20 protein-coding genes are annotated in these 16,908 nt (G+C 71.4%); 10 read left to right on the forward strand and 10 right to left on the reverse strand.

Annotation, left to right across the window (positions count from 1 at the left end; translation table 11 throughout):
• Window positions 1-24 precede the first annotated feature (24 nt).
• Genes hisD through JYK18_RS36915 form a run of 3 tightly spaced genes read left to right on the forward strand, consistent with a single transcriptional unit; the run spans window position 25 to window position 3,271 of the window.
• Window positions 25-1,347, forward strand: coding sequence for a histidinol dehydrogenase (gene hisD, locus JYK18_RS36905; RefSeq protein ID WP_206808036.1), 1,323 nt, complete (start codon window positions 25-27; stop codon window positions 1,345-1,347).
• Window positions 1,344-2,498 (forward strand): ester cyclase, encoded by a 1,155-nt coding sequence (locus JYK18_RS36910; protein WP_206808037.1) that lies wholly within the window; start codon window positions 1,344-1,346, stop codon window positions 2,496-2,498. The genes hisD and JYK18_RS36910 overlap by 4 nt, the downstream gene beginning before the upstream one ends.
• The gene (locus tag JYK18_RS36915; protein WP_206808038.1) at window positions 2,495-3,271 is read left to right on the forward strand and encodes a nitrilase-related carbon-nitrogen hydrolase; all 777 of its coding nucleotides are present in this window, start codon (window positions 2,495-2,497) and stop codon (window positions 3,269-3,271) included. Before JYK18_RS36910 ends, JYK18_RS36915 begins: the two co-directional genes overlap by 4 nt.
• On the opposite strand, the gene JYK18_RS36920 is transcribed toward JYK18_RS36915, so the two are convergent.
• Window positions 3,272-3,661: a hypothetical protein gene (locus JYK18_RS36920; RefSeq protein ID WP_206808039.1), complete on the reverse strand. Its 390-nt coding sequence runs from the start codon at window positions 3,659-3,661 to the stop codon at window positions 3,272-3,274.
• A 229-nt stretch (window positions 3,662-3,890) separates the two neighbouring features.
• Between JYK18_RS36920 and JYK18_RS36925 the strand changes: the two genes are divergently transcribed.
• The 4 genes from JYK18_RS36925 to JYK18_RS36940 all read left to right on the forward strand — a co-directional run bounded on the left by JYK18_RS36925 (window position 3,891) and on the right by JYK18_RS36940 (window position 7,038).
• Window positions 3,891-4,967 (forward strand): hypothetical protein, encoded by a 1,077-nt coding sequence (locus JYK18_RS36925; RefSeq protein WP_206808040.1) that lies wholly within the window; start codon window positions 3,891-3,893, stop codon window positions 4,965-4,967.
• Between the two features lie 57 nt (window positions 4,968-5,024).
• Window positions 5,025-6,032, forward strand: a complete 1,008-nt coding sequence (locus JYK18_RS36930) for a GlxA family transcriptional regulator (protein ID WP_206808335.1) — start codon at window positions 5,025-5,027, stop codon at window positions 6,030-6,032.
• Window positions 6,029-6,772 carry a DJ-1/PfpI family protein gene (locus JYK18_RS36935; protein WP_206808041.1) on the forward strand — a complete coding sequence of 248 codons (744 nt, stop codon included), beginning with the start codon at window positions 6,029-6,031 and terminating at the stop codon, window positions 6,770-6,772. Before JYK18_RS36930 ends, JYK18_RS36935 begins: the two co-directional genes overlap by 4 nt.
• A 71-nt stretch (window positions 6,773-6,843) precedes the next feature.
• Entirely contained in the window at window positions 6,844-7,038 is a 195-nt protein-coding gene (locus tag JYK18_RS36940) for a DUF3072 domain-containing protein (protein ID WP_206808042.1), read from the forward strand.
• 10 nt (window positions 7,039-7,048) lie between these two features.
• Here JYK18_RS36940 and JYK18_RS36945 read toward each other — a convergent pair whose 3' ends face one another.
• The 6 genes from JYK18_RS36945 to JYK18_RS36970 all read right to left on the reverse strand — a co-directional run bounded on the left by JYK18_RS36945 (window position 7,049) and on the right by JYK18_RS36970 (window position 12,418).
• A complete protein-coding gene (locus tag JYK18_RS36945; protein ID WP_206808043.1) occupies window positions 7,049-8,218 on the reverse strand; it encodes a cupin domain-containing protein in 1,170 nt (389 codons plus the stop codon).
• Window positions 8,215-8,460, reverse strand: coding sequence for a hypothetical protein (locus JYK18_RS36950; protein ID WP_206808044.1), 246 nt, complete (start codon window positions 8,458-8,460; stop codon window positions 8,215-8,217). Before JYK18_RS36950 ends, JYK18_RS36945 begins: the two co-directional genes overlap by 4 nt.
• Before the next feature lie 181 nt (window positions 8,461-8,641).
• A complete protein-coding gene (locus JYK18_RS36955; RefSeq protein WP_206808045.1) occupies window positions 8,642-9,364 on the reverse strand; it encodes an SDR family oxidoreductase in 723 nt (240 codons plus the stop codon).
• Window positions 9,361-10,515 (reverse strand): NADH:flavin oxidoreductase, encoded by a 1,155-nt coding sequence (locus JYK18_RS36960; RefSeq protein ID WP_206808046.1) that lies wholly within the window; start codon window positions 10,513-10,515, stop codon window positions 9,361-9,363. The genes JYK18_RS36955 and JYK18_RS36960 overlap by 4 nt, the downstream gene beginning before the upstream one ends.
• Window positions 10,512-11,084, reverse strand: coding sequence for a TetR/AcrR family transcriptional regulator (locus JYK18_RS36965; protein ID WP_206808047.1), 573 nt, complete (start codon window positions 11,082-11,084; stop codon window positions 10,512-10,514). The genes JYK18_RS36960 and JYK18_RS36965 overlap by 4 nt, the downstream gene beginning before the upstream one ends.
• Window positions 11,085-11,116: 32 nt before the next feature.
• Window positions 11,117-12,418: an MFS transporter gene (locus tag JYK18_RS36970; protein ID WP_206808048.1), complete on the reverse strand. Its 1,302-nt coding sequence runs from the start codon at window positions 12,416-12,418 to the stop codon at window positions 11,117-11,119.
• 101 nt (window positions 12,419-12,519) lie between these two features.
• Between JYK18_RS36970 and JYK18_RS36975 the strand changes: the two genes are divergently transcribed.
• From JYK18_RS36975 to JYK18_RS36985, 3 genes are read left to right on the forward strand one after another with little or no spacing between them, the layout of a single operon-like run.
• Complete coding sequence (locus tag JYK18_RS36975) at window positions 12,520-13,434, forward strand: DUF6772 family protein (protein ID WP_242582429.1); 915 nt, start codon at window positions 12,520-12,522, stop codon at window positions 13,432-13,434.
• Window positions 13,431-13,766, forward strand: coding sequence for a hypothetical protein (locus JYK18_RS36980; RefSeq protein ID WP_307796215.1), 336 nt, complete (start codon window positions 13,431-13,433; stop codon window positions 13,764-13,766). The genes JYK18_RS36975 and JYK18_RS36980 overlap by 4 nt, the downstream gene beginning before the upstream one ends.
• Window positions 13,767-13,814: 48 nt before the next feature.
• Complete coding sequence (locus JYK18_RS36985; RefSeq protein ID WP_307796216.1) at window positions 13,815-14,807, forward strand: LacI family DNA-binding transcriptional regulator; 993 nt, start codon at window positions 13,815-13,817, stop codon at window positions 14,805-14,807.
• On the opposite strand, the gene JYK18_RS36990 is transcribed toward JYK18_RS36985, so the two are convergent.
• Genes JYK18_RS36990 through JYK18_RS37000 form a run of 3 tightly spaced genes read right to left on the reverse strand, consistent with a single transcriptional unit; the run spans window position 14,801 to window position 16,906 of the window.
• Window positions 14,801-15,499 carry a hypothetical protein gene (locus tag JYK18_RS36990; protein ID WP_206808050.1) on the reverse strand — a complete coding sequence of 233 codons (699 nt, stop codon included), beginning with the start codon at window positions 15,497-15,499 and terminating at the stop codon, window positions 14,801-14,803. The genes JYK18_RS36985 and JYK18_RS36990 overlap by 7 nt on opposite strands.
• 4 nt (window positions 15,500-15,503) lie before the next feature.
• Window positions 15,504-16,622, reverse strand: a complete 1,119-nt coding sequence (locus JYK18_RS36995; protein WP_206808051.1) for a thiolase family protein — start codon at window positions 16,620-16,622, stop codon at window positions 15,504-15,506.
• Entirely contained in the window at window positions 16,619-16,906 is a 288-nt protein-coding gene (locus JYK18_RS37000) for a Zn-ribbon domain-containing OB-fold protein (protein ID WP_206808052.1), read from the reverse strand. The genes JYK18_RS36995 and JYK18_RS37000 overlap by 4 nt, the downstream gene beginning before the upstream one ends.
• Window positions 16,907-16,908: the final 2 nt, after the last annotated feature.

Consider the following 16,908-nt stretch of genomic DNA (forward strand, 5'->3'; position numbering starts at 1 on the left):
TGCAGTTCGCTTAGCGTTCGCCGCATGCGACTGAGTCCCTCCACCCCGACGCAGCTCAGCGGCTCGTACCACGTGCTCAAGTCCGCTGTGGACAAACCACCGGCCCAGCGCGACCCGGCGGTCGTCGAGCGCGTTTCCGCCATGCTGCGCGAGATCGAGCGCGACGGCATGGCCGCCGTGCTGCGCTACGCCCGCGAACTCGACGGCACCGAAGGCGAAGACGTCGAACTGACCGCCGCCGACCTCGACCGCGCCGAGCAGAGCCTGTCGCCCGAGCTGCGTGACGCGCTCGCACTCGGTGCCGAACGGACCGCCGCCTTCGCCCGCCAGCAGCGCTCGCACCTCACCGACTTCGAGACCGAACTGGCGCCCGGCCTGGTCACCGGCGTGCGGTACGTGCCGGTCGGCAGCGTCGGCGCCTACCTGCCCGCCGGGCGCTTCCCGCTGCTCGCCGGCGCGTTCATGACCGCGGGCGTGGCCAAGGTGGCCGGGGTGCCGACCGTGCTCGCGTGCACGCCGCCCAGCCGCGGTGGCGGCCCGGACCCGGCGGTCCTGCACGCGGCCCGGCTTTCCGGCGCCGACCGGGTGTTCGTGCTCGGCGGGGTGCAGGCGCTGGCCGCGCTCGCCTTCGGCCTGCTCGGCGAACCGCCGGTGGACATGCTGGTCGGCGCGGGCAACGCCTACGTGGCCGAGGCCAAGCGGCAGCTGTTCGGCAAGGTGGCGATCGACCTGCTCGCCGGGCCGTCGGAGGTGGCCGTGCTGGCCGACGACAGCGCCGACCCGGTGCTCGTCGCCGCCGACCTGCTCGGCCAGGCCGAGCACGGCACCGACTCCCCCGCCGCGCTGGTCACCACCTCGCGGCGGCTCGGCGAGGCGGTGATCGAGGAGGCCGAGCGCCAGCTCAAGGACCTGGCCACCGCGGAAATCGCCGGACCGGCCTGGCGCGACCACGGCACCGTGCTGTGGGCCGCCGACCAGTCCGTGGCCGCGAAGCTGATGGACGACCTGGCCCCGGAGCACCTCGAACTGCAGACCGAGGACGACGACTACTACCTCCGCACCCTGCGCAACTACGGCTCGCTGTTCATCGGCCGCTGGAGCACCGTGGCCTATTCGGACAAGGGCATGGCGGGCACGAACCACGTGCTGCCCACCGCGGGCGGCGCCAAGCACAGCGCCGGGCTGTCGGTGTCGCGGTTCCTCAAGCCGCTGACCTACCAGCGGCTCGACCGCGCGGCCACGCCCGAGGTGGCCGGTGCGGTCGACGTGATCTCCAGCTACGAGGGCATGGCCGCGCACCGCGCGACCGCCACCCTGCGCATCGGCGCGTACCAGGAGGAGAAATGACCGACGAGCAGCCGAACCGGCCCGGCACCGGCAGTCCGGGCGGCGCGATGGCGCCCGGCAAGCGGACCATGCCGGGTGACTTCAGCATCTCGCTGCGCCCCGGCTACGGCGCCGACGCGCCCAACCTCACCCCGGGCACCCGCCGCCAGCCGATGCGCGGGTTCGAGGACACCTACACCGACATCGTCGACTACATCGTCCGGATCACCCACCGCATCTGGGAGGACCAGGACGTCGGCTACATCTACGACACCTACAGCCCCGGCTGCCGCCTCTACGACGACAGCGGCTACGCGTTCGGGGTGGAGCAACTGGTCAGCGGCACGATGCAGAGCATCAACGCCTTCCCCGACTGCCGCCACTACGCCGACGACGTGATCTGGGCGGGCACCGAGGACGAGGGCTTCGTGACCTCGCACCGCGCGATCAACATCGGCCACCACACCGGCCCGTGGCGGTGGAGCCCGCCGACCGGGAAGCGGCTGCACACCTGGGTGATCGCCAACTGCGTGGTCCGCGAGAACGAGATCTACGAGGAGTGGGTGCTCTACAACCTCGCCTCGAAGCTCCAGCAGATGGGGCTCGACGTGCCCGCCGCCGCGCGTGCCTTCGGCAACGACAGCGGGTTCGTGCCGCTGACCGAGCGCGTCAGCACCGAGCCCGACCGGCTGATCGGCGGCCGCAAGCCCGCGCTCTACCCGGCCGGGGACGACAACGACGTCGAGCACATCGTCCGCGCGCTGTTCCACGACACCTACAACCGCCGGGACCTCACCGCGATCGACCGCGCCTACGACCCGGCGGTGCGCTGGCACGGCACCACCAACCGCACCGGGTACGGCCGGGGCGACGTGCGCGCGCAGGCCAGGAACCTGCTTGCCACCTTCCCCGATCTCGGCGTGCGGGTGGACGAGGTCTACTGGCAGGGCAACCCGGCCGACGGCTACAGCGTGTCCGCGCGCTGGTCGGGGGCCGGAACGCACCGCGGGTACGGGATGTACGGGCGGCCCACCGGGCGGCGCGCGCACCTGTGGGGCATCACCCAGCTGTACTTCGTCAACGGCCGGATCGTCGAGGAGTGGAACCTGTTCAACGAGTTCGACGTACTGGCCCAGCTGCTGCGGGACGACCCGCCGCCGCAGTTGTCGTGACGGTCGTGTGCTGCGCGCCGGTGGCCCCGGTCATCGGCGACCACGACGGCAACCGGCGGCGCGTGCTCGCCGCGATCGCCACGGCGGTGGCGGCGGGCGCGCGGATCGTCGTGCTGCCCGAACTGGCCACCTGCGGTTACGCCTTCGCCGACGTGGCCGAGGCGCGTGCCGCCGGTGTCGCCGCCGATGACCCGATGTTCGCCGAGTGGGCCGCCGCGGCCGGGCCGGCGACGGTCGTCGGCGGCTTCGCCGAACTGGGCTCCGACGGGTCGCTGTACAACAGCGCGGCGGTGGTCGACGCCACCGGCGTGCGCGTGGTGTACCGCAAGACCCATCTGTGGGACCGCGAGAAACTGCTGTTCACGCCTGGGGATTCCGCCCCGCCGATCGTCCACACCGGACACGGGCGGATCGGCGTGCTGATCTGCTACGACCTGGAGTTCCCGGAGGTGACGCGGAACCTCGCCGAGCGCGGCGCGGACCTGATCGCCGCGCCGGTCAACTGGCCGCTGGTCGACCGGCCGGACGGCGAGCACCCGCCGGAAACCATCATCGCCATGGCCGCGGCCCGCACGAACCGCGTGTGCTTCGCCATCAGCGACCGCTCCGGCGGGGAACGCGACGTCACCTGGACCGGTGGCAGCACGCTGGTCGACGACCACGGCTGGCGCCGGGGCACCACCGCGGACCTGGATCTCCGGCGTGGCCGGGACAAGCGCCTGTCCCCGCGCAACCACGCCTTCGGCGACCGGCGGCCCGGCCTGTCCCGCTGATCAGCTGTCGGTGGTCTTCTCGCAGGTCACCGGGCCACCGGCAGCCGGGGCGGTCACCTTGGCCAGCTCCTTCACCCCGTCGAGCAGGATGCGGCAGGTCAGCGTGAGATCACCGGTCGGCTTCGCGGTGACCTCCGCCTTCTGCCCGGCGGCGACCACGACCTCCTGCTTCCACGGCACCCCGACGGGCCCGGTGACGGTGTCCTGCTTCACCTCGTCGTTGTACCGGTCCGGCGACTGCGCGAAGCTGACGTCCGACAGCGTGCCGCCGTTCGCGTCGGTCACCTCGTAGGTGATGGCCCACGACTTGCCGCTGGGATTCGAACACGCCGACGCACCCAGCAGCACACCCGCCGCCAGCACGATCCCGAGCCCTTGCTTGATCTCCATGGCGCTCAGGCTAGGAAAACCCGGGCCGCGAGGGCGTCCACCCGGCGTCGGATCAGCCGATAGTGCTATCGGCTGATCCCGTTGTCACCGGGTCGTGAACTGAGCCCGTTCGGCCGCTGTTGGGCGGTGTGCCCGTGGTTATGCTGCGAATGTCCTTGCAGGGGGCCGGGACAATCGACTTTGGGGGAATGACATGCGGAAATCTCGCGCTTCAGCCTGCGCTGCCGTCGTGGTGGGCCTGATCGCCGCCGGGAGCGCGGCGCCCGCCGCCGCGGCCGTGCGGGCGCCCGTCGATCTGGGCACCCTGCCGGGCGGCGATTACAGCGCCACCACGGCGATCAACAACCAGGGTTCCGTCGCCGGCATCGCGAACACGAGCGACGGTGTCTCCCACCCGGTCCGCTGGTCGCGCACCGGGACGATCACCCAGCTTTCGCTGCCGGACGGCGTCGACTTCGGCCAGACGGTCGACATCAACGAGTCGAACACGGTGCTCGGTTATTACCAGGACCAGCAGCTCGCCCTCCACCCGGCAGCCTGGGACGCCAGTGGGGTCCGGACAGACCTGCCGTTGCCGCCGGGCACCGAATTCAGCCGGGTCAACGACCTGAACAACGCCGGCACAGCCGTCGGCTACGCGAGCCCCAACCCCGTCCGGTGGAACACCGACGGCACGGTCACCGTGCTCCCGCTGCTGCCGGACGCCACGGGCGGGCAGGCCGTCGCGATCAACGACGCCGGGACGATCGTCGGCTTCTCCCGCCAGTCCGACGGCACCGGGCACGCCGTGCGCTGGTCCCCGGACGGCACCATCACCGTCCTCGGCGCCCTGGGTGGCGGCGACAGCGACCCCGCCGACGTCAACGAGCGCGGCGCGGCCGCCGGTCAGGCGCGGGCGCCGGACGGCGCCTTCTACGCCGTGCGGTGGACCGAGAACGGCCAGCTCACCGCACTCGGTCCGGCCTACAGCAGGGCTTTGGCGATCAACGACCGCGGCGTCGTGGTCGGCACCGCGGGAAGCACTCCGACGCGGTGGACGGGCACCACATCGACCGCGCTGCCCCTGCTGGAAGGCGACTTCCAGGGCTACGCCGCCGACGTGAACCGGACCGGCGTCGTCGCCGGTCTCTCCGGCGACCCGTTCACCAACGGCCGCGGCGTGGTGTGGAGTGCCGCGGGCACCGTGACCGAGCTCGGCCCGGTGCCGGGCAGGCGGGTCACCTCGGTCCACGACCTCAACGACCGGGGCGAGATCGTCGGCAACATGCGGATGGCGAACGGCGACATCCACGCGGTCCGGTGGTAGCGCCGCGCTTCGCCGTTCGGACCGTACACAGTGGACCCAGTTGATCGATCGCCTAGGCTGCGGGGTGTGCCGGCCCGCCGCGTCGTGATCGTCGCCTACGACGGTGCCCAGATCCTCGACGCGGCCTCCCCGGCCGGTGCGCTGGAGATCGCGAACTCGCACGGCGCCGATCCGCCGTACGCCGTCGAACTGGTCACCGGCAAGGGCGCCACCATCCGCACCTCGTCGGGCCTCCAGCTGGCCGGGACCCGGCGGATCGCGACCGTGACCGGCCGGATCGACACCCTGCTGGTGGTCGGCGGGGCGGGTGCCGAAACCGCCGCGCACGACGAGGCGATGCTGGCGCAGCTCCGCCGCCTGGCCGGTCGCAGCCGCCGGTACGGCTCGGTGTGCACGGGTGCCTTCGTCCTGGCGGCGGCCGGCTTGCTCGACCACAAGCGGGTCACCACGCACTGGCGGTACAGCGCGCTGCTCGCCGACGGCTTCCCCGCGGTCGAGGTCGACGCCGCGCCGCTCTACATCCGGGACGGGAACGTCTACACCTCGGCCGGGGTGACCAGCGCGCTCGACCTGACCCTCGCGCTGGTCGAGGACGACCACGGTCCGGCGCTGGCCCGCGAGGTGGCCAGGGAGCTGGTCACCTACCTGCACCGGCCGGCCGACCAGGCGCAGCTCAGCGTGTTCGTCAGCGCGCCGCCGGGCAACCGGGTGGTGGACGACCTGCTGCGGTACGTCACCGCGAACCTGGGCGCCGACCTCAGCCCGGGGGCGCTGGCCGCCCGCGCGGGCATCACCCCGCGGCACCTGTCGCGGTTGTTCGGCACGCACCTGGGCACCACGCCCGCCAAGGCCGTCCGGGCCACGCGCACCGAGGCGGCGGCGCACCTGGCCATCGGGACGGACCTGCCGCTGGCCACCATCGCCCGGCGGTGCGGGCTGGGGACCGCGGCCACGCTGCGGCACGCCTTCCTCGACCGGTACGGCGTCACCGGGGACATCCTTCGCAAGCGGACGGACATCCCGCCCCCGCGGCAGCACCACGGTGCCCAGAATCCCGGGGCATGAACACCACACGCAGAACCGTATTGGCCGCGGGCGCGAGCGCGGGTCTCGCGCTGGGCCTGGCTTCGACGGCGACCGCCGCTCCGGCGGCCGGTTCCGGCCCGCACATCGGCATCCTGCTCTACGACGGGTTCAGCCTGCTGGACCCGACCGGCCCGGCCGAACTGCTCTCCCGGGTCCCCGGTGCGACGGTGAGCATGATCGCCGAGCGCCGCGGCCCGGTGCGCACCGACACCGGGCAGGCGGCGGTGGTGGCGGACCGCTCCCTCGCCGAGGTACGGCGGCTCGACGTGCTGCTGGTGCCGGGCGCGGGCAACCGGGGCACCATCGCGGCGATGGAGAACCCGGTGCTGCTGGACTGGATCCGGCGCGTCGACCGGACCACCACCTGGACCACCGCGGTCTGCACCGGGACCCTGGTGCTCGGCGCGGCGGGCCTGCTGCGCGAGCGGGCCACGACGTACTGGGCCTCGGCGGACTACCTGGAGCAGACCTTCGGCGTGGAGTACGTCGCCGAGCGCTACGTGCGGGTCGGCAAGGTGATCACCGCGGCGGGGGTGTCTGCGGGCATCGACATGGCGCTGTACCTGGCTTCCCTGCTCACCGACGAGAACACCGCTCGCGCGGTGCAGCTGGCCGTCGAATACGCACCCGATCCCCCGTTCGACTCGGGAGACGCGGCCACGGCAACGCCGGAGCTGAAGAAGCTCGCCCTGGAGTTGCTGGCCAAGTCACAAACCTGAGCTGTTCGCGCGGGGTGTGAAACCCGCCGGGGGTGGGTAAGTCGAACGTGGGTTCGACGAAAGGAGCCACCGTGACGCAGACGCCCGAGAAGGATCCCGAGGACTGGACCACCGGCGACGAGCCGATGACCGGGCCGCAGGCTTCCTACCTGAGCACGCTCGCACAGGAGGCGGGGGTCAAAGTGCCGGAAGGCCTCACCAAGGTGGAAGCCTCCCGGCGCATCGATGAACTACAACAACAAACCGGCCGGGGCACCGACACCTGAGTGCCGGTCCCTACCGGTCCACCACTGTCAAGAAGCCTTCGGTGACCAGGCGCCGGACCAGTACCAACCGGCCCCGCTCGTCGAGGCCACCGGGGAGATCCCGGGCGGTGAACTCACCGGCTTCACCGGCGAACTCCAGGTCGACGGCCACCCGCGCCGGCATTCGCACCGCCTTTCCGTGGAACGACAACACCACCACGTCGCCTTCGGTGCGCAACCGCCACGCGAGGTCCGCGCGCTTGCTCACCACGCTGGACAGGCTCAGGCAGGCAACCGAACCCAGGTCGAGCAGGTGGCCGTCGAGCGACACCGGGGCGCCCCGCGCCACCACCTCCTCCGCGTTGTCGAGCAGAGCCCCTGGATCAAGGGCGTCGCGGAAAGCTCCGGCCAGGTGGTTCAGCTGTTCCTCGGCCCCCTGGCGATCCCTGGCGAAGCCGAACGGGAGCGCGGCACGGAAGCGCGCGTCCCGCTCGATCAGCTCCTCCAGCGCCCCGAGCAGGACGGAAGCCCAGGTGACCGGCCGGACGCCGACGGTGAGGTGCAGGGACACCTCGGTGGTGCTCACCGCGTCGTGGGGAAACCCCCGGGGGAGGTACAGCGCGTCCCCGGCCGCGAGATCGAACTCCGCCAGCGGGGTTCCGGCCGCCCCGCCGCGGAAAGCCTGTCCCGGCAACGGTGCTCGGATCGGCCGCTCGTACCACCGCCACCGCTTCGACCCCGAGAGCTGGAGGACAAAAACGTCGTGGGTGTCGTAATGGGTCGCCAATCCCTGCTCGTGCGGAGGAGTCAGATAAGCATTGGCCTGGAACGTCGCGGAGAACTCCTCGCCCAGTGCCGAACAGGCCCGCCGCAGCGGCTCGTGCCGCTCGTGCAGGAACTGGAGCGCCAGGGTGCAACCGTCCCGGAACCGGGCGAACATCCTTTCCACGCGCAGGCCGTCCGGCCCGGCGTCGCCGCCGAGGCCGAGTTGCCTGCCCTGGTGCAGCACGCGGACCACCGGTTCCCGGACGCCCGAACCCGCCAGCATCCGGTCGACCTCGGCCAGGGTGAGCAGTTCGTGGTAGTAGCCCGGGTCGTCGCGGTGGACGACGAGCGGCCGGTTCTCCCAGTGCTCACGCACGAAGACCCCGGGATCGACCGGGTGGATCAGCCGGGCGAGGCCGAATCCTCCGCCCATCATTCGGGCAGGCTGTGCACCAGGTCGACCCCGTCGGCGTCGGAGATCGGGCCGATGTCCCCGTCCGCGTGAATCGGGTCCGAGCCGGGGCCGACGTCGAGGTCGAAGGTCGGGTTGTCCGCGATCGCGACAACGGCCCGGTGCGTGATCTCCACCGAGCCGAGCAACGCGGACAAAGGAATGGTGACCTTGATTTCCGCGACCTCGATCTCCTCGTCGGAAAGCGTGGTCGCCTCCGCCGTCATCCTTTTCCGAAGAGTGATCACGGCTTCGGTCTTCTTCAGGGAAAGATCTTTCAACCGCTCGAGTTTCGATTCGGCAGTTTCCCCACTTCGGGGTCTTTCCGGTTCCTCGGCCATTTTTCCGGCCCCCTCTCCTGCCAGCCCCATATCATCCCACGTCCGTGACGGATAATCCACGCGCGATTCAGAATTCGGTGGGGCGCATCAGTGCGTCCGAGCCGCCGTCTATCGAAAATTGGGCGCCGTGGATGTAGGAGGCTTGCGGGCCCAGCAGGTACACGATCAACGCGGCCACCTCCTCCGGGCGGCCGTGCCGGGCGATCGGGGCCTGGTAGTTCCGGATCGCGTCGCCGTAGCGGGGGTCTGTCAAGGCCCCGGCCAGCAAGGGGGTCTCGACGGCACCCGGGGCGACCGTGTTCAGGCGCACCCCGGCGGCACCCCAGGCACCGACCCGCTGCCGTACCGCTACGGTCAGGGCGTTCTTCGACCACACGTAGGCCAACTGGCCCCGATACTCACCCGCCGAAGCCAGCGCCGAGGCTTCCTCGCCCCGCGAAATCGGGTTGTCCGCCCAGCGCACCATCGTCGAGGCCGACGACGAAACGGCCACCGCCGCCGTGCGCAAGGCCGGGAACAGCCCGTCCAGCAAAGCCACCGCGCCCCAGTAGTTCACCTCGATGATCCGCATCGGGTCCGGGGTGTGCGGGCCGACCCCGGCGCACAGCACCAGCCCCTCCAGCTCACCACGGGCCAGCACCTCGTCGATCGCCCGCTGCCTGCCGCCGGGTGTGCTCAGGTCCGCGCACACCTCCGCGTCCCGCAGATCGACGCCGACCACCTCGTGACCGTCCAAAGCGGACACCACCGCCGCGCCGATGCCCGACGCGGAACCCGTCACGGCGATCATCCGGCCGCCAGCACGCAGTGCGTACCGCGGTAGATCGTCGGCATGCACTTGTTGCAGTGCACGCACAACGACCTCGCCCCCGACCGCAGGCGCGACGGCAGATCGGGCTCACGCAGCAACGCCCGCGCCATCGCGACGAAGGCGAACCCGTCCCCCATCGCCTGCTCCATCGTCTCCAGCTTCGTGATCCCGCCGAGCAGGATCAGCGGCAGGTCCAGCGCCGCGCGGAACTGGCGTGCGCGATCGAGCAAGTACGCCTCCTGGAACGGATAACTGCGCAAGAACGCACCACCGGCCGCGCGCACGCCCCACCGCACCGGCCGCGGGAACTGCGCGGCGAACTCCCGCAGTGGCGCGTCCCCGGTGAACAGGTACATCGGATTCAGCAGCGAACTGCCCGCGGTCAGCTCCAGCGCGTCGACCGTTCCGTCCGCCGCCAGCCACCGCGCCACCTGAACGCTTTCGTCCAGCCAGAACCCGCCCGGCACCCCGTCGTCCATGTTGAGCTTCGCCGTCACCGCGATCCGGTCGCCCACCGCGTCGCGGACCGCCCGCGCGATCTCCAGCGCCAGCCGGGCGCGGTTCTCCAGCGGCCCGCCGTAGGCATCCCGCCGGTGGTTCAACCGCGGGCTCAGGAACGAGCTGACCAGGTAGTTGTGTCCGAAGTGGATTTCCACCGCGTCGAACCCCGACGCCACGGCGAACAACGCCGCCGACGCGTGCGCCCGCACCACCCGGGCCAGATCGTCCACTGTGGCCGCCCGGGTCATCCGCATGCCCAGCGGGTTCGGGAACCGGCCCGGCGCCAGCGCGGGCAGGCGGTTCGACGCCGCGTTCGCCACCGGGCCCGCGTGCCCGATCTGCGCGCTCACCGCCGCGCCCTCGGCGTGCACCGCTTCGGTGAGCCGCCGCAGGCCGGGCACCGCCTCGTCCCGCATCCAGAGCTGGTGCCGGTCGGTCCGGCCCTCCGGCGACACCGCGCAGTACGCGACCGTGGTCAGGGCCGCGCCACCACGGGCCACCCGCCGGTGGAACTCGATCAGCCGGTCGGTGACCACCGCGTCCGGCGTGGCCCCTTCGAAGGTCGCCGCCTTGATGATCCGGTTGCGCAGCGGCACCGGTCCCAGGTGCGCGGGCGTGAAGACGGTCATGAGCCCGCCAATCCCGCCGTGACGAACGCGCGCAGGGTCGCCACCGGGACCTCGCCGGGCATGGCGTCGGCGAAGAACTCCAGCACCAGCCCGAAAGCGAGCAGCCAGCGCTGCGCCGCGGCCCGCTTCGACAGCTCCGGGCGGGCATCCCGCAGCAGTTCGACCCACGGCGCCAGGCCGAACCACCGCGAGGTCCACGCCGGTTCCCGCCGGTCACGCACGAACCGGGCGAGCAACCGCAGCCGCAGCCGCCCGACCGGGTCCTCGGCCAGTTCGGCCAGCGGCGTCACCACCAGGTCGACCAGTTCCGGCACGGTGGGCACCCAGCCCCCGCGCCGCCGCTCGGTGACCTCGTCCAGCCGCCGCTGCCACACCGGCGCCAGCCGCGCCTCCAGCAGCGCCGCGATCAGCGCGTCCTTCGACCCGAAGTGGTAGTGCACGGCTGCCGGGTTCATGCCCGCCGCGCTGTTGATCGCGCGGGCGGACACCGCGTCGTAGCCGGATTCCAGCAGCAGCCGCTCGGCGACGGTCAGCAGCCGCTCACGGGTGGGGGCGTCGGTGCCTGCCATGCACGCAGTGCACCACACCCCCGGCGGCAAAATCAATCACTGATTGAAACCGGCACGCGCGCCTCGCGCCGCAGGTGCTCCGGCTCGGCGATGAACCGGGCACCGAGCACCGACAACAGGCACAGCAGCCCGCACACCAGCGCGATCGGCCAGGTCTGGCCACCGGAAGCGGTGCCGAGCGCGGCGGCGGCGAACGGGATGCAGCCGCCGACGATCGCGCCGGCGATCTCCCGGGTGAAGGTGACCCCGGTGTAGCGGAAGCCGACCGGGAACAGCTCGGACATCATCGTCGCCTGCGAGGCCAGCGTCAGGTCGTTGCACAGCGTGTAGACCAGCACGAACGCCGCCCAGATCAGCACCGGCGTACCGGTGTCGAGCAGGAAGAAGAACGGGTAGAACAGCAGCGCCGCCGCGGTCGCGCCGGTCATCATCACCGGCCGTCGCCCGTACCGGTCGCACAGCAGGCCCGCGACCGGCACGGTGACGATCTTGCACGCGTTCGCGATGACGATGCCGACCAGCCCGACCCAGGCCGCGGTGCCCACCTCGTCGGCCAGGTAGCTCAGCGCGTAGACCGAGGGCAGGTAGCTGATCACGTTGGGCGCGACGGAGATCAGCATGCCGGGCAGGATCTTGCGCCCGGAGGTGGCGAACAGCGCCCGCAGCGGCGCCCGCGTGCTGCGGCCCTCGTCCTTGGCGCGCTCGAACTCGGGGCTGTCCGGCACCTTGATCCGGACGATCACCCCGGCCACCCCGACCAGGCAGCTGAGCAGGAACGGGAGGCGCCAGCCGTAGGCTAGGAAGTCCTCTTCGGACATCAGCGCCGAGGTCAGGAAGAACACGCCGGTCGCCACCAGTGAACCGACCGCGTTGCCGAGCGTGGGCGCGCTCGCGTTCAGCCCGCGGGCCCGGGTTTCCGCGTGCTCGGCCGACAGCAGCATCGCCCCGGCGTACTCCCCGCCGGCACCGAGCCCCTGCACCACGCGCAGCAGCACCAGCGCGATCGGCGCGAACACGCCGGCCGTGGCGTAGCTGGGCAGCACGCCGATCAGCGTCGAGGCCACGGCCATCAGCATGAGCGTGGCGAACAGCATCGTGCGGCGGCCGACGCGGTCGCCGAGGATGCCGATGATCACGCCGCCGACCGGCCGGGCGAAGAACCCGACGGCGAAGGTGGCCAGCGACGACAGCGTCGCCGCCGCCGGATCACCGGCCGGGAAGAACACCTGCGGCAGCACGAGGGCGGCAGCCGTGCCGTAGAGGGAGAAGTCGTACCACTCGAGCGCCGTGCCCACCGTCGAACCGACCGTGGCGCGGCTGATGCGGGGTGCCATCGCCGACCCTTCGTTGCGTCCGTCGAACGTCTACATTAACGTTCATGGTGGCGAGAGATTACGAGTTCCCTTTCGCTTAGGTCAAGAGACAAGGACCCGGTTTGACGACCATTAACGTTCATGAGACCGCCCTGGCGAAGTACAACCCGCTGTCCCGCGTGCTGTGCTTCGACACCTTCGACACCACCACGCACGGCTGGACCGAACTGCTCGGCAACTACGACGGCCGCGGCGACCTGGACACCGTCGACGACCACATGCGCGACTTCCGCCCGCCGCAGCTGTCCTCGTGCTCCTTCTTCGACGTCGGCACGCACGGCACGATGAGCGGGAACTACGCGCTCAAGCTCGCGACGCGCGCCCACCCCGGCCACACCGCCACCGGCATCCGGCGGCTGACCATGGCCGGTCGCGGCCGGGTCCGCATCGAGACGCACTTCGCCTTCAAGGCCGAAGCCACCGTGGGCCACGAGGCGGCCGCGTCGGTGCCGTGGGACGGCAACCACCACCCGTCGGAGTCGCAGTTCGGCGCGTTCACCGTGGCCACCGACATCTGCGCCGACGGCGGTCTGCGCTACCACAACGTCATCCGCTACCAGAACACCGATCTGGACGGCCGGATGACGCAGCGCTGGATGTACCCGGTGGTGCCCGAGCCGACGCCGCGCGACCACCAGGAGGGCAAGTTCTCGCTGCCCTACGCCGCCGACTTCACCGCACCGGACCCCGACGACTGGCGCACCGTCGGCGAACCGCTGGAGCTGTGCGTCAACGAGGTGCCCACCAAGATCAACTGGCACTACCTGCGGTGGGACATCGACACCGCCACGCGGTCCAATGTGGAGCTCCAGCTCAACGACCGGGTGGTGGACCTGCGCGAGGTGCCGGTGCCGCCGTACCCCGACCGCTACGCCACGCTCGACAACCTGCTCAACTTCTACTTCTCCGTCCGCACGCACCGCGGTGTGCGCAACTTCCTGTTCCTGGACTCGGTCCTGATCTCGGTGGATTGGTGAGGCACGACATGCGCTCGACGATGACGGCGGTGCTGGAACGCAACACCGCGGTGCGGGAGGACTTCGCCACCGAACCGTACGAGCTGCCGTGGGCGGCCGAGGCGCGGTTCTTCGTGCAGGCGCTGGAGGTCGACGGCGCGCTGGACTTCCGCACGCAGATCTCCCCGGACGGCCTGCACTGGTGCGATCTGGACGGGGAAACCCACCGGATCGACTCCCCCGGCCTGCTGACCTGGGCGGTGAGCGGGTTCGGGCAGTGGCTGCGGGTGCGGTGCGCCGTGGGTGCCGGCGCGTCCGGCAAACTGCGGATCTATCTTGTAGGCAAGGGTTGATCCGGAGGTCGGCTGGTGGTGCGCGCGCGGCGGGTCACGTTACGTGACGTGGCGGACAGGGTCGGCCTGTCCGCCAACACGGTGTCCCGGGCGCTGTCGGGCAAGGACCAGGTCAGCGAGAGCACGCGCGAGATGATCGTGGCGGAGGCCCGGCGGCTGGGGTACGTGCCCAACAACCACGCCCGGTCGCTGGTCTCCGGCACCACGACGGTGCTCGCGCTGGTGATCACCAACCCGTCCAACCCGTTCTACGCCGCGCTGATCTCCGCGGTGGAGCGGCAGTGCCGCCTCGCCGGGTACTCGGTCCTGCTGCTGGTCACCGAGGAGAACGAGGACAACGAGGCCCGCGCGGTGCAGCAGCTGCTGCGGTTCGGCGTGGACGGGGTGCTGGCCGTGCCGAGCCAGCACCGGCCGGGCGTGTGGGCCGAGCTGTCCGAAGCCGGGCTGCCGGTGGTGCTGCTCAGCCGCGACATCCCGGAACTCGGCTTCGACTTCGTCGGCACGGACGTGGAGCGGGCGGTCACCGACGCGGTGACGCGCGTGGCCGGGCCGGATCCGCGGCGGGCGTGGTTGTTCGAAGAGGACCTGGAGATCAGCACGGTCGCCGCGCGCACGGCCGCGTTCCGGCAGGCGCTCGGCGGGGATTCGCTGGTGCTGAAGGTGCCGGGCCACCGCACGCGCGACGCCACCCTGCCGTGGCGCCCGGACGACGCCTACCGGCTCGCGGCCGGCCTGATCACCCGCGAGCACCACCCGGAGCTGGTGGTCACCGGCAACGACTACTTCGCGCTCGGGGTGTACAAGGCGGTCCGCGAGTGCGGGCTCACCGTCGGCGAGGACGTGCGGGTGCTGGGTTACGGCGACCACCCGTTCGCCGCCTACCTCGAACCGGGGCTGACCACCATCCGGCTGCCCGCCGACGACGTCGGCACGACGGGCGTGGACCTGCTGGTGCGGCGGATCGCGGACCCGGACCGCCCGCGCGAGACGGTCCTGCTGAGCGCGACTCTGGTGGAACGCGGCTCCGCGACAGCTCAGTAGAGTCTGCCGCTGCGGACCTCGAACCGCTGGTATTCCCCGATCTCGTCATCGACGTGGTGGAACGACTGGACGATCGCCGTGTCGCCGTGGATCTCGCGGACCACGACCGGCACGCCGACGTCGAGCGGGTAGGACGACTCCGGGAGCACGTCCTCCTTCGCCTCGAAGTACGGGACCTTGTCGATCAGCTGGTGCTCGTTGTGGTGCCGGTCGTACAGCACCACCTCGACCAGGCCGGGCTGCGGCTCGTCGTCGTACCAGCGGAGCGCGAGCGCGGGCACCAGGCACTGGTCCCCCACCGCGACCTTCGCCGCGACCAGATCCTCGAACGCGCTCCGGACCGCTCTCCGGCCCGCATACCGGTTGTTCAGCTCGTTGGCCTCGACCGGGTGCGGCAGCACCTCCCGCACCACCACCCGGACCGGCGGCGCCGGTGTGCCGAAGCGCTCCTCGAACTCGGTCCGCACGCCGAGCACGATGTACTCGAAGCACATCGGCACCAGTTCCGGGAAGTCCAGCGCGTCGCGGCTCGTCCGGATCTTCTCGGGGATCGCGTCGACCGCCTCGAACTCCGCGGCGGGCTCCAGGTCCAGCAGCGCGGTGGCCCCGCCCTTGCGCGAGTGCTTGGTCCCCACGTCGCCGCGGAGGTCGCGCAGGGGCAGCGCGTGCAGGACGTCGTCGAGGGAGATCACGCGATCAGGTTAGGCGCAGGACGTGGACCAGGCACACCGCGCCCACACCGACCATGTGCGCCAGCCCCGTCCGCGCGCCGGGATGCTGACGCGGGCCCGCTTCGCCACGCAGCTGGGTGGTGATCTCGGCGATCTGGCCGACGCCGGTGGGGCCGATGGGATGGCCCATGGACAGCAGCCCGCCGGAAGCGCTGACGGCGACGCGCCCGCCGATGTCGAACTCCCCCGCTTCCAGCGCGAAGACGGCCCGGCCCGGTTCGGCCAAGCCCATGGCTTCGACGTAGAGCAGTTCTTCGACGGTGAACGCGTCGTGGAGTTCGACGACGTCCAGGTCGGCCGCGGTGATACCCGCGTCGGAAAGAGCCTGTGCGGTGGTTTCGCGGGTGAGTGCGGCGTCGAAGTTCTCGCCGTCGTAGACGGTTTCCGAACGCGAGGCCGACGAGAGCACCGTGACCGCGCGAGACCGGTCCAGTCCGAGGCGGGCGATGGCGTCGTCGGAAGCCACGATCGCCGCGGCGGCGCCTTCGCCGACCGGACAGCACTGCAAGCGCGTGAGCGTCCCACTGATCTGCGGCGGTGCCAGCACTTCGGCGAGCGTGCGGGCCTTGCGCCGTTGCGCGTTCGGGTTCAGCGCGCCGTTGCAGCTGTTCTTCACCGCCACGGCCGCGAGTTGCTCGGGCGTGACGCCGTGGTCGTGCTGGTACCGCGACGCCAGCAGCGCGAAGTGCGTGGCGGGTGCGACGCGGACCAGTTCGCGCACCCCGGCCGCCTTCTGCGGCAACAAGAAGTGCAGCGGCTTGTCGACGCCGACGGCGATCGCCACGTCGGCCAGTCCGGCGCCGACCTCGACGCAGGCCTGGCGGAAGGCGGTCGAGCCGGACGCCGAGGCGTTCTCCACCTGGGTCATCGGGATGCCGGTGGCGCCGAGGTGCCGGAACATCAAGCGGGACAAGCCCATTCCGGTCGTCGCGGTGCCGGTGTACGCGGTCTGCACCTGGCGCCACTGAAGTCCGGCGTCGGCGAGCGCGGCGCGGACGGCGTGCACGCCGAGCCGGGTGTAGGGGGTGTCGCTGAGGCGCTGGTACGGGTGCAGCCCGACGCCCACCACGTGCACCGGCCTCATCCGAACACCTGCCCGTCGGCCGCGCGGACGACGTCCCCGATCCGCGGGCGGTCGGAGGACAGCACGGCCCGGATGAGCGGGCCGTCGTCGAGCTGGATCTCGGCGACGGTGCACGGCTTCTCACCGTGGACCCGCGCCAGCGCGTGGATCGTGCCGCGCGCGGTGATCTCCATGGGCCGCAACTGGTCCTCGGGCGCACCGCACGCCTCGCAGCCGATGGCCAGCGGCGGGAAGTAGACGCGCTCGCACCGGGCGCACCGGGTACCGGCCAGGGTCGCGTCCATCG

The sequence above is a fragment of the Amycolatopsis sp. 195334CR genome (assembly GCF_017309385.1).
In the GTDB taxonomy this organism is placed as follows: Bacteria; Actinomycetota; Actinomycetes; order Mycobacteriales; family Pseudonocardiaceae; genus Amycolatopsis.

Bases quoted from the DNA above. Each gene is read 5' to 3' on its own strand.
- JYK18_RS36910 (WP_206808037.1), top strand. From the start codon at position 1,344: ATGACCGACGAGCAGCCGAACCGGCCCGGCACCGGCAGTCCGGGCGGC.
- JYK18_RS36935 (WP_206808041.1), top strand. From the start codon at position 6,029: ATGAACACCACACGCAGAACCGTATTGGCCGCGGGCGCGAGCGCGGGT.
- JYK18_RS36970 (WP_206808048.1), bottom strand. From the start codon at position 12,418: ATGGCACCCCGCATCAGCCGCGCCACGGTCGGTTCGACGGTGGGCACG.
- JYK18_RS37000 (WP_206808052.1), bottom strand. From the start codon at position 16,906: ATGGACGCGACCCTGGCCGGTACCCGGTGCGCCCGGTGCGAGCGCGTC.
- JYK18_RS36995 (WP_206808051.1), bottom strand. From the start codon at position 16,622: ATGAGGCCGGTGCACGTGGTGGGCGTCGGGCTGCACCCGTACCAGCGC.
- JYK18_RS36965 (WP_206808047.1), bottom strand. From the start codon at position 11,084: ATGGCAGGCACCGACGCCCCCACCCGTGAGCGGCTGCTGACCGTCGCC.
- JYK18_RS36955 (WP_206808045.1), bottom strand. From the start codon at position 9,364: ATGATCGCCGTGACGGGTTCCGCGTCGGGCATCGGCGCGGCGGTGGTG.
- JYK18_RS36945 (WP_206808043.1), bottom strand. From the start codon at position 8,218: ATGATGGGCGGAGGATTCGGCCTCGCCCGGCTGATCCACCCGGTCGAT.
- JYK18_RS36960 (WP_206808046.1), bottom strand. From the start codon at position 10,515: ATGACCGTCTTCACGCCCGCGCACCTGGGACCGGTGCCGCTGCGCAAC.
- JYK18_RS36950 (WP_206808044.1), bottom strand. From the start codon at position 8,460: ATGACGGCGGAGGCGACCACGCTTTCCGACGAGGAGATCGAGGTCGCG.
- hisD (WP_206808036.1), top strand. From the start codon at position 25: ATGCGACTGAGTCCCTCCACCCCGACGCAGCTCAGCGGCTCGTACCAC.
- JYK18_RS36920 (WP_206808039.1), bottom strand. From the start codon at position 3,661: ATGGAGATCAAGCAAGGGCTCGGGATCGTGCTGGCGGCGGGTGTGCTG.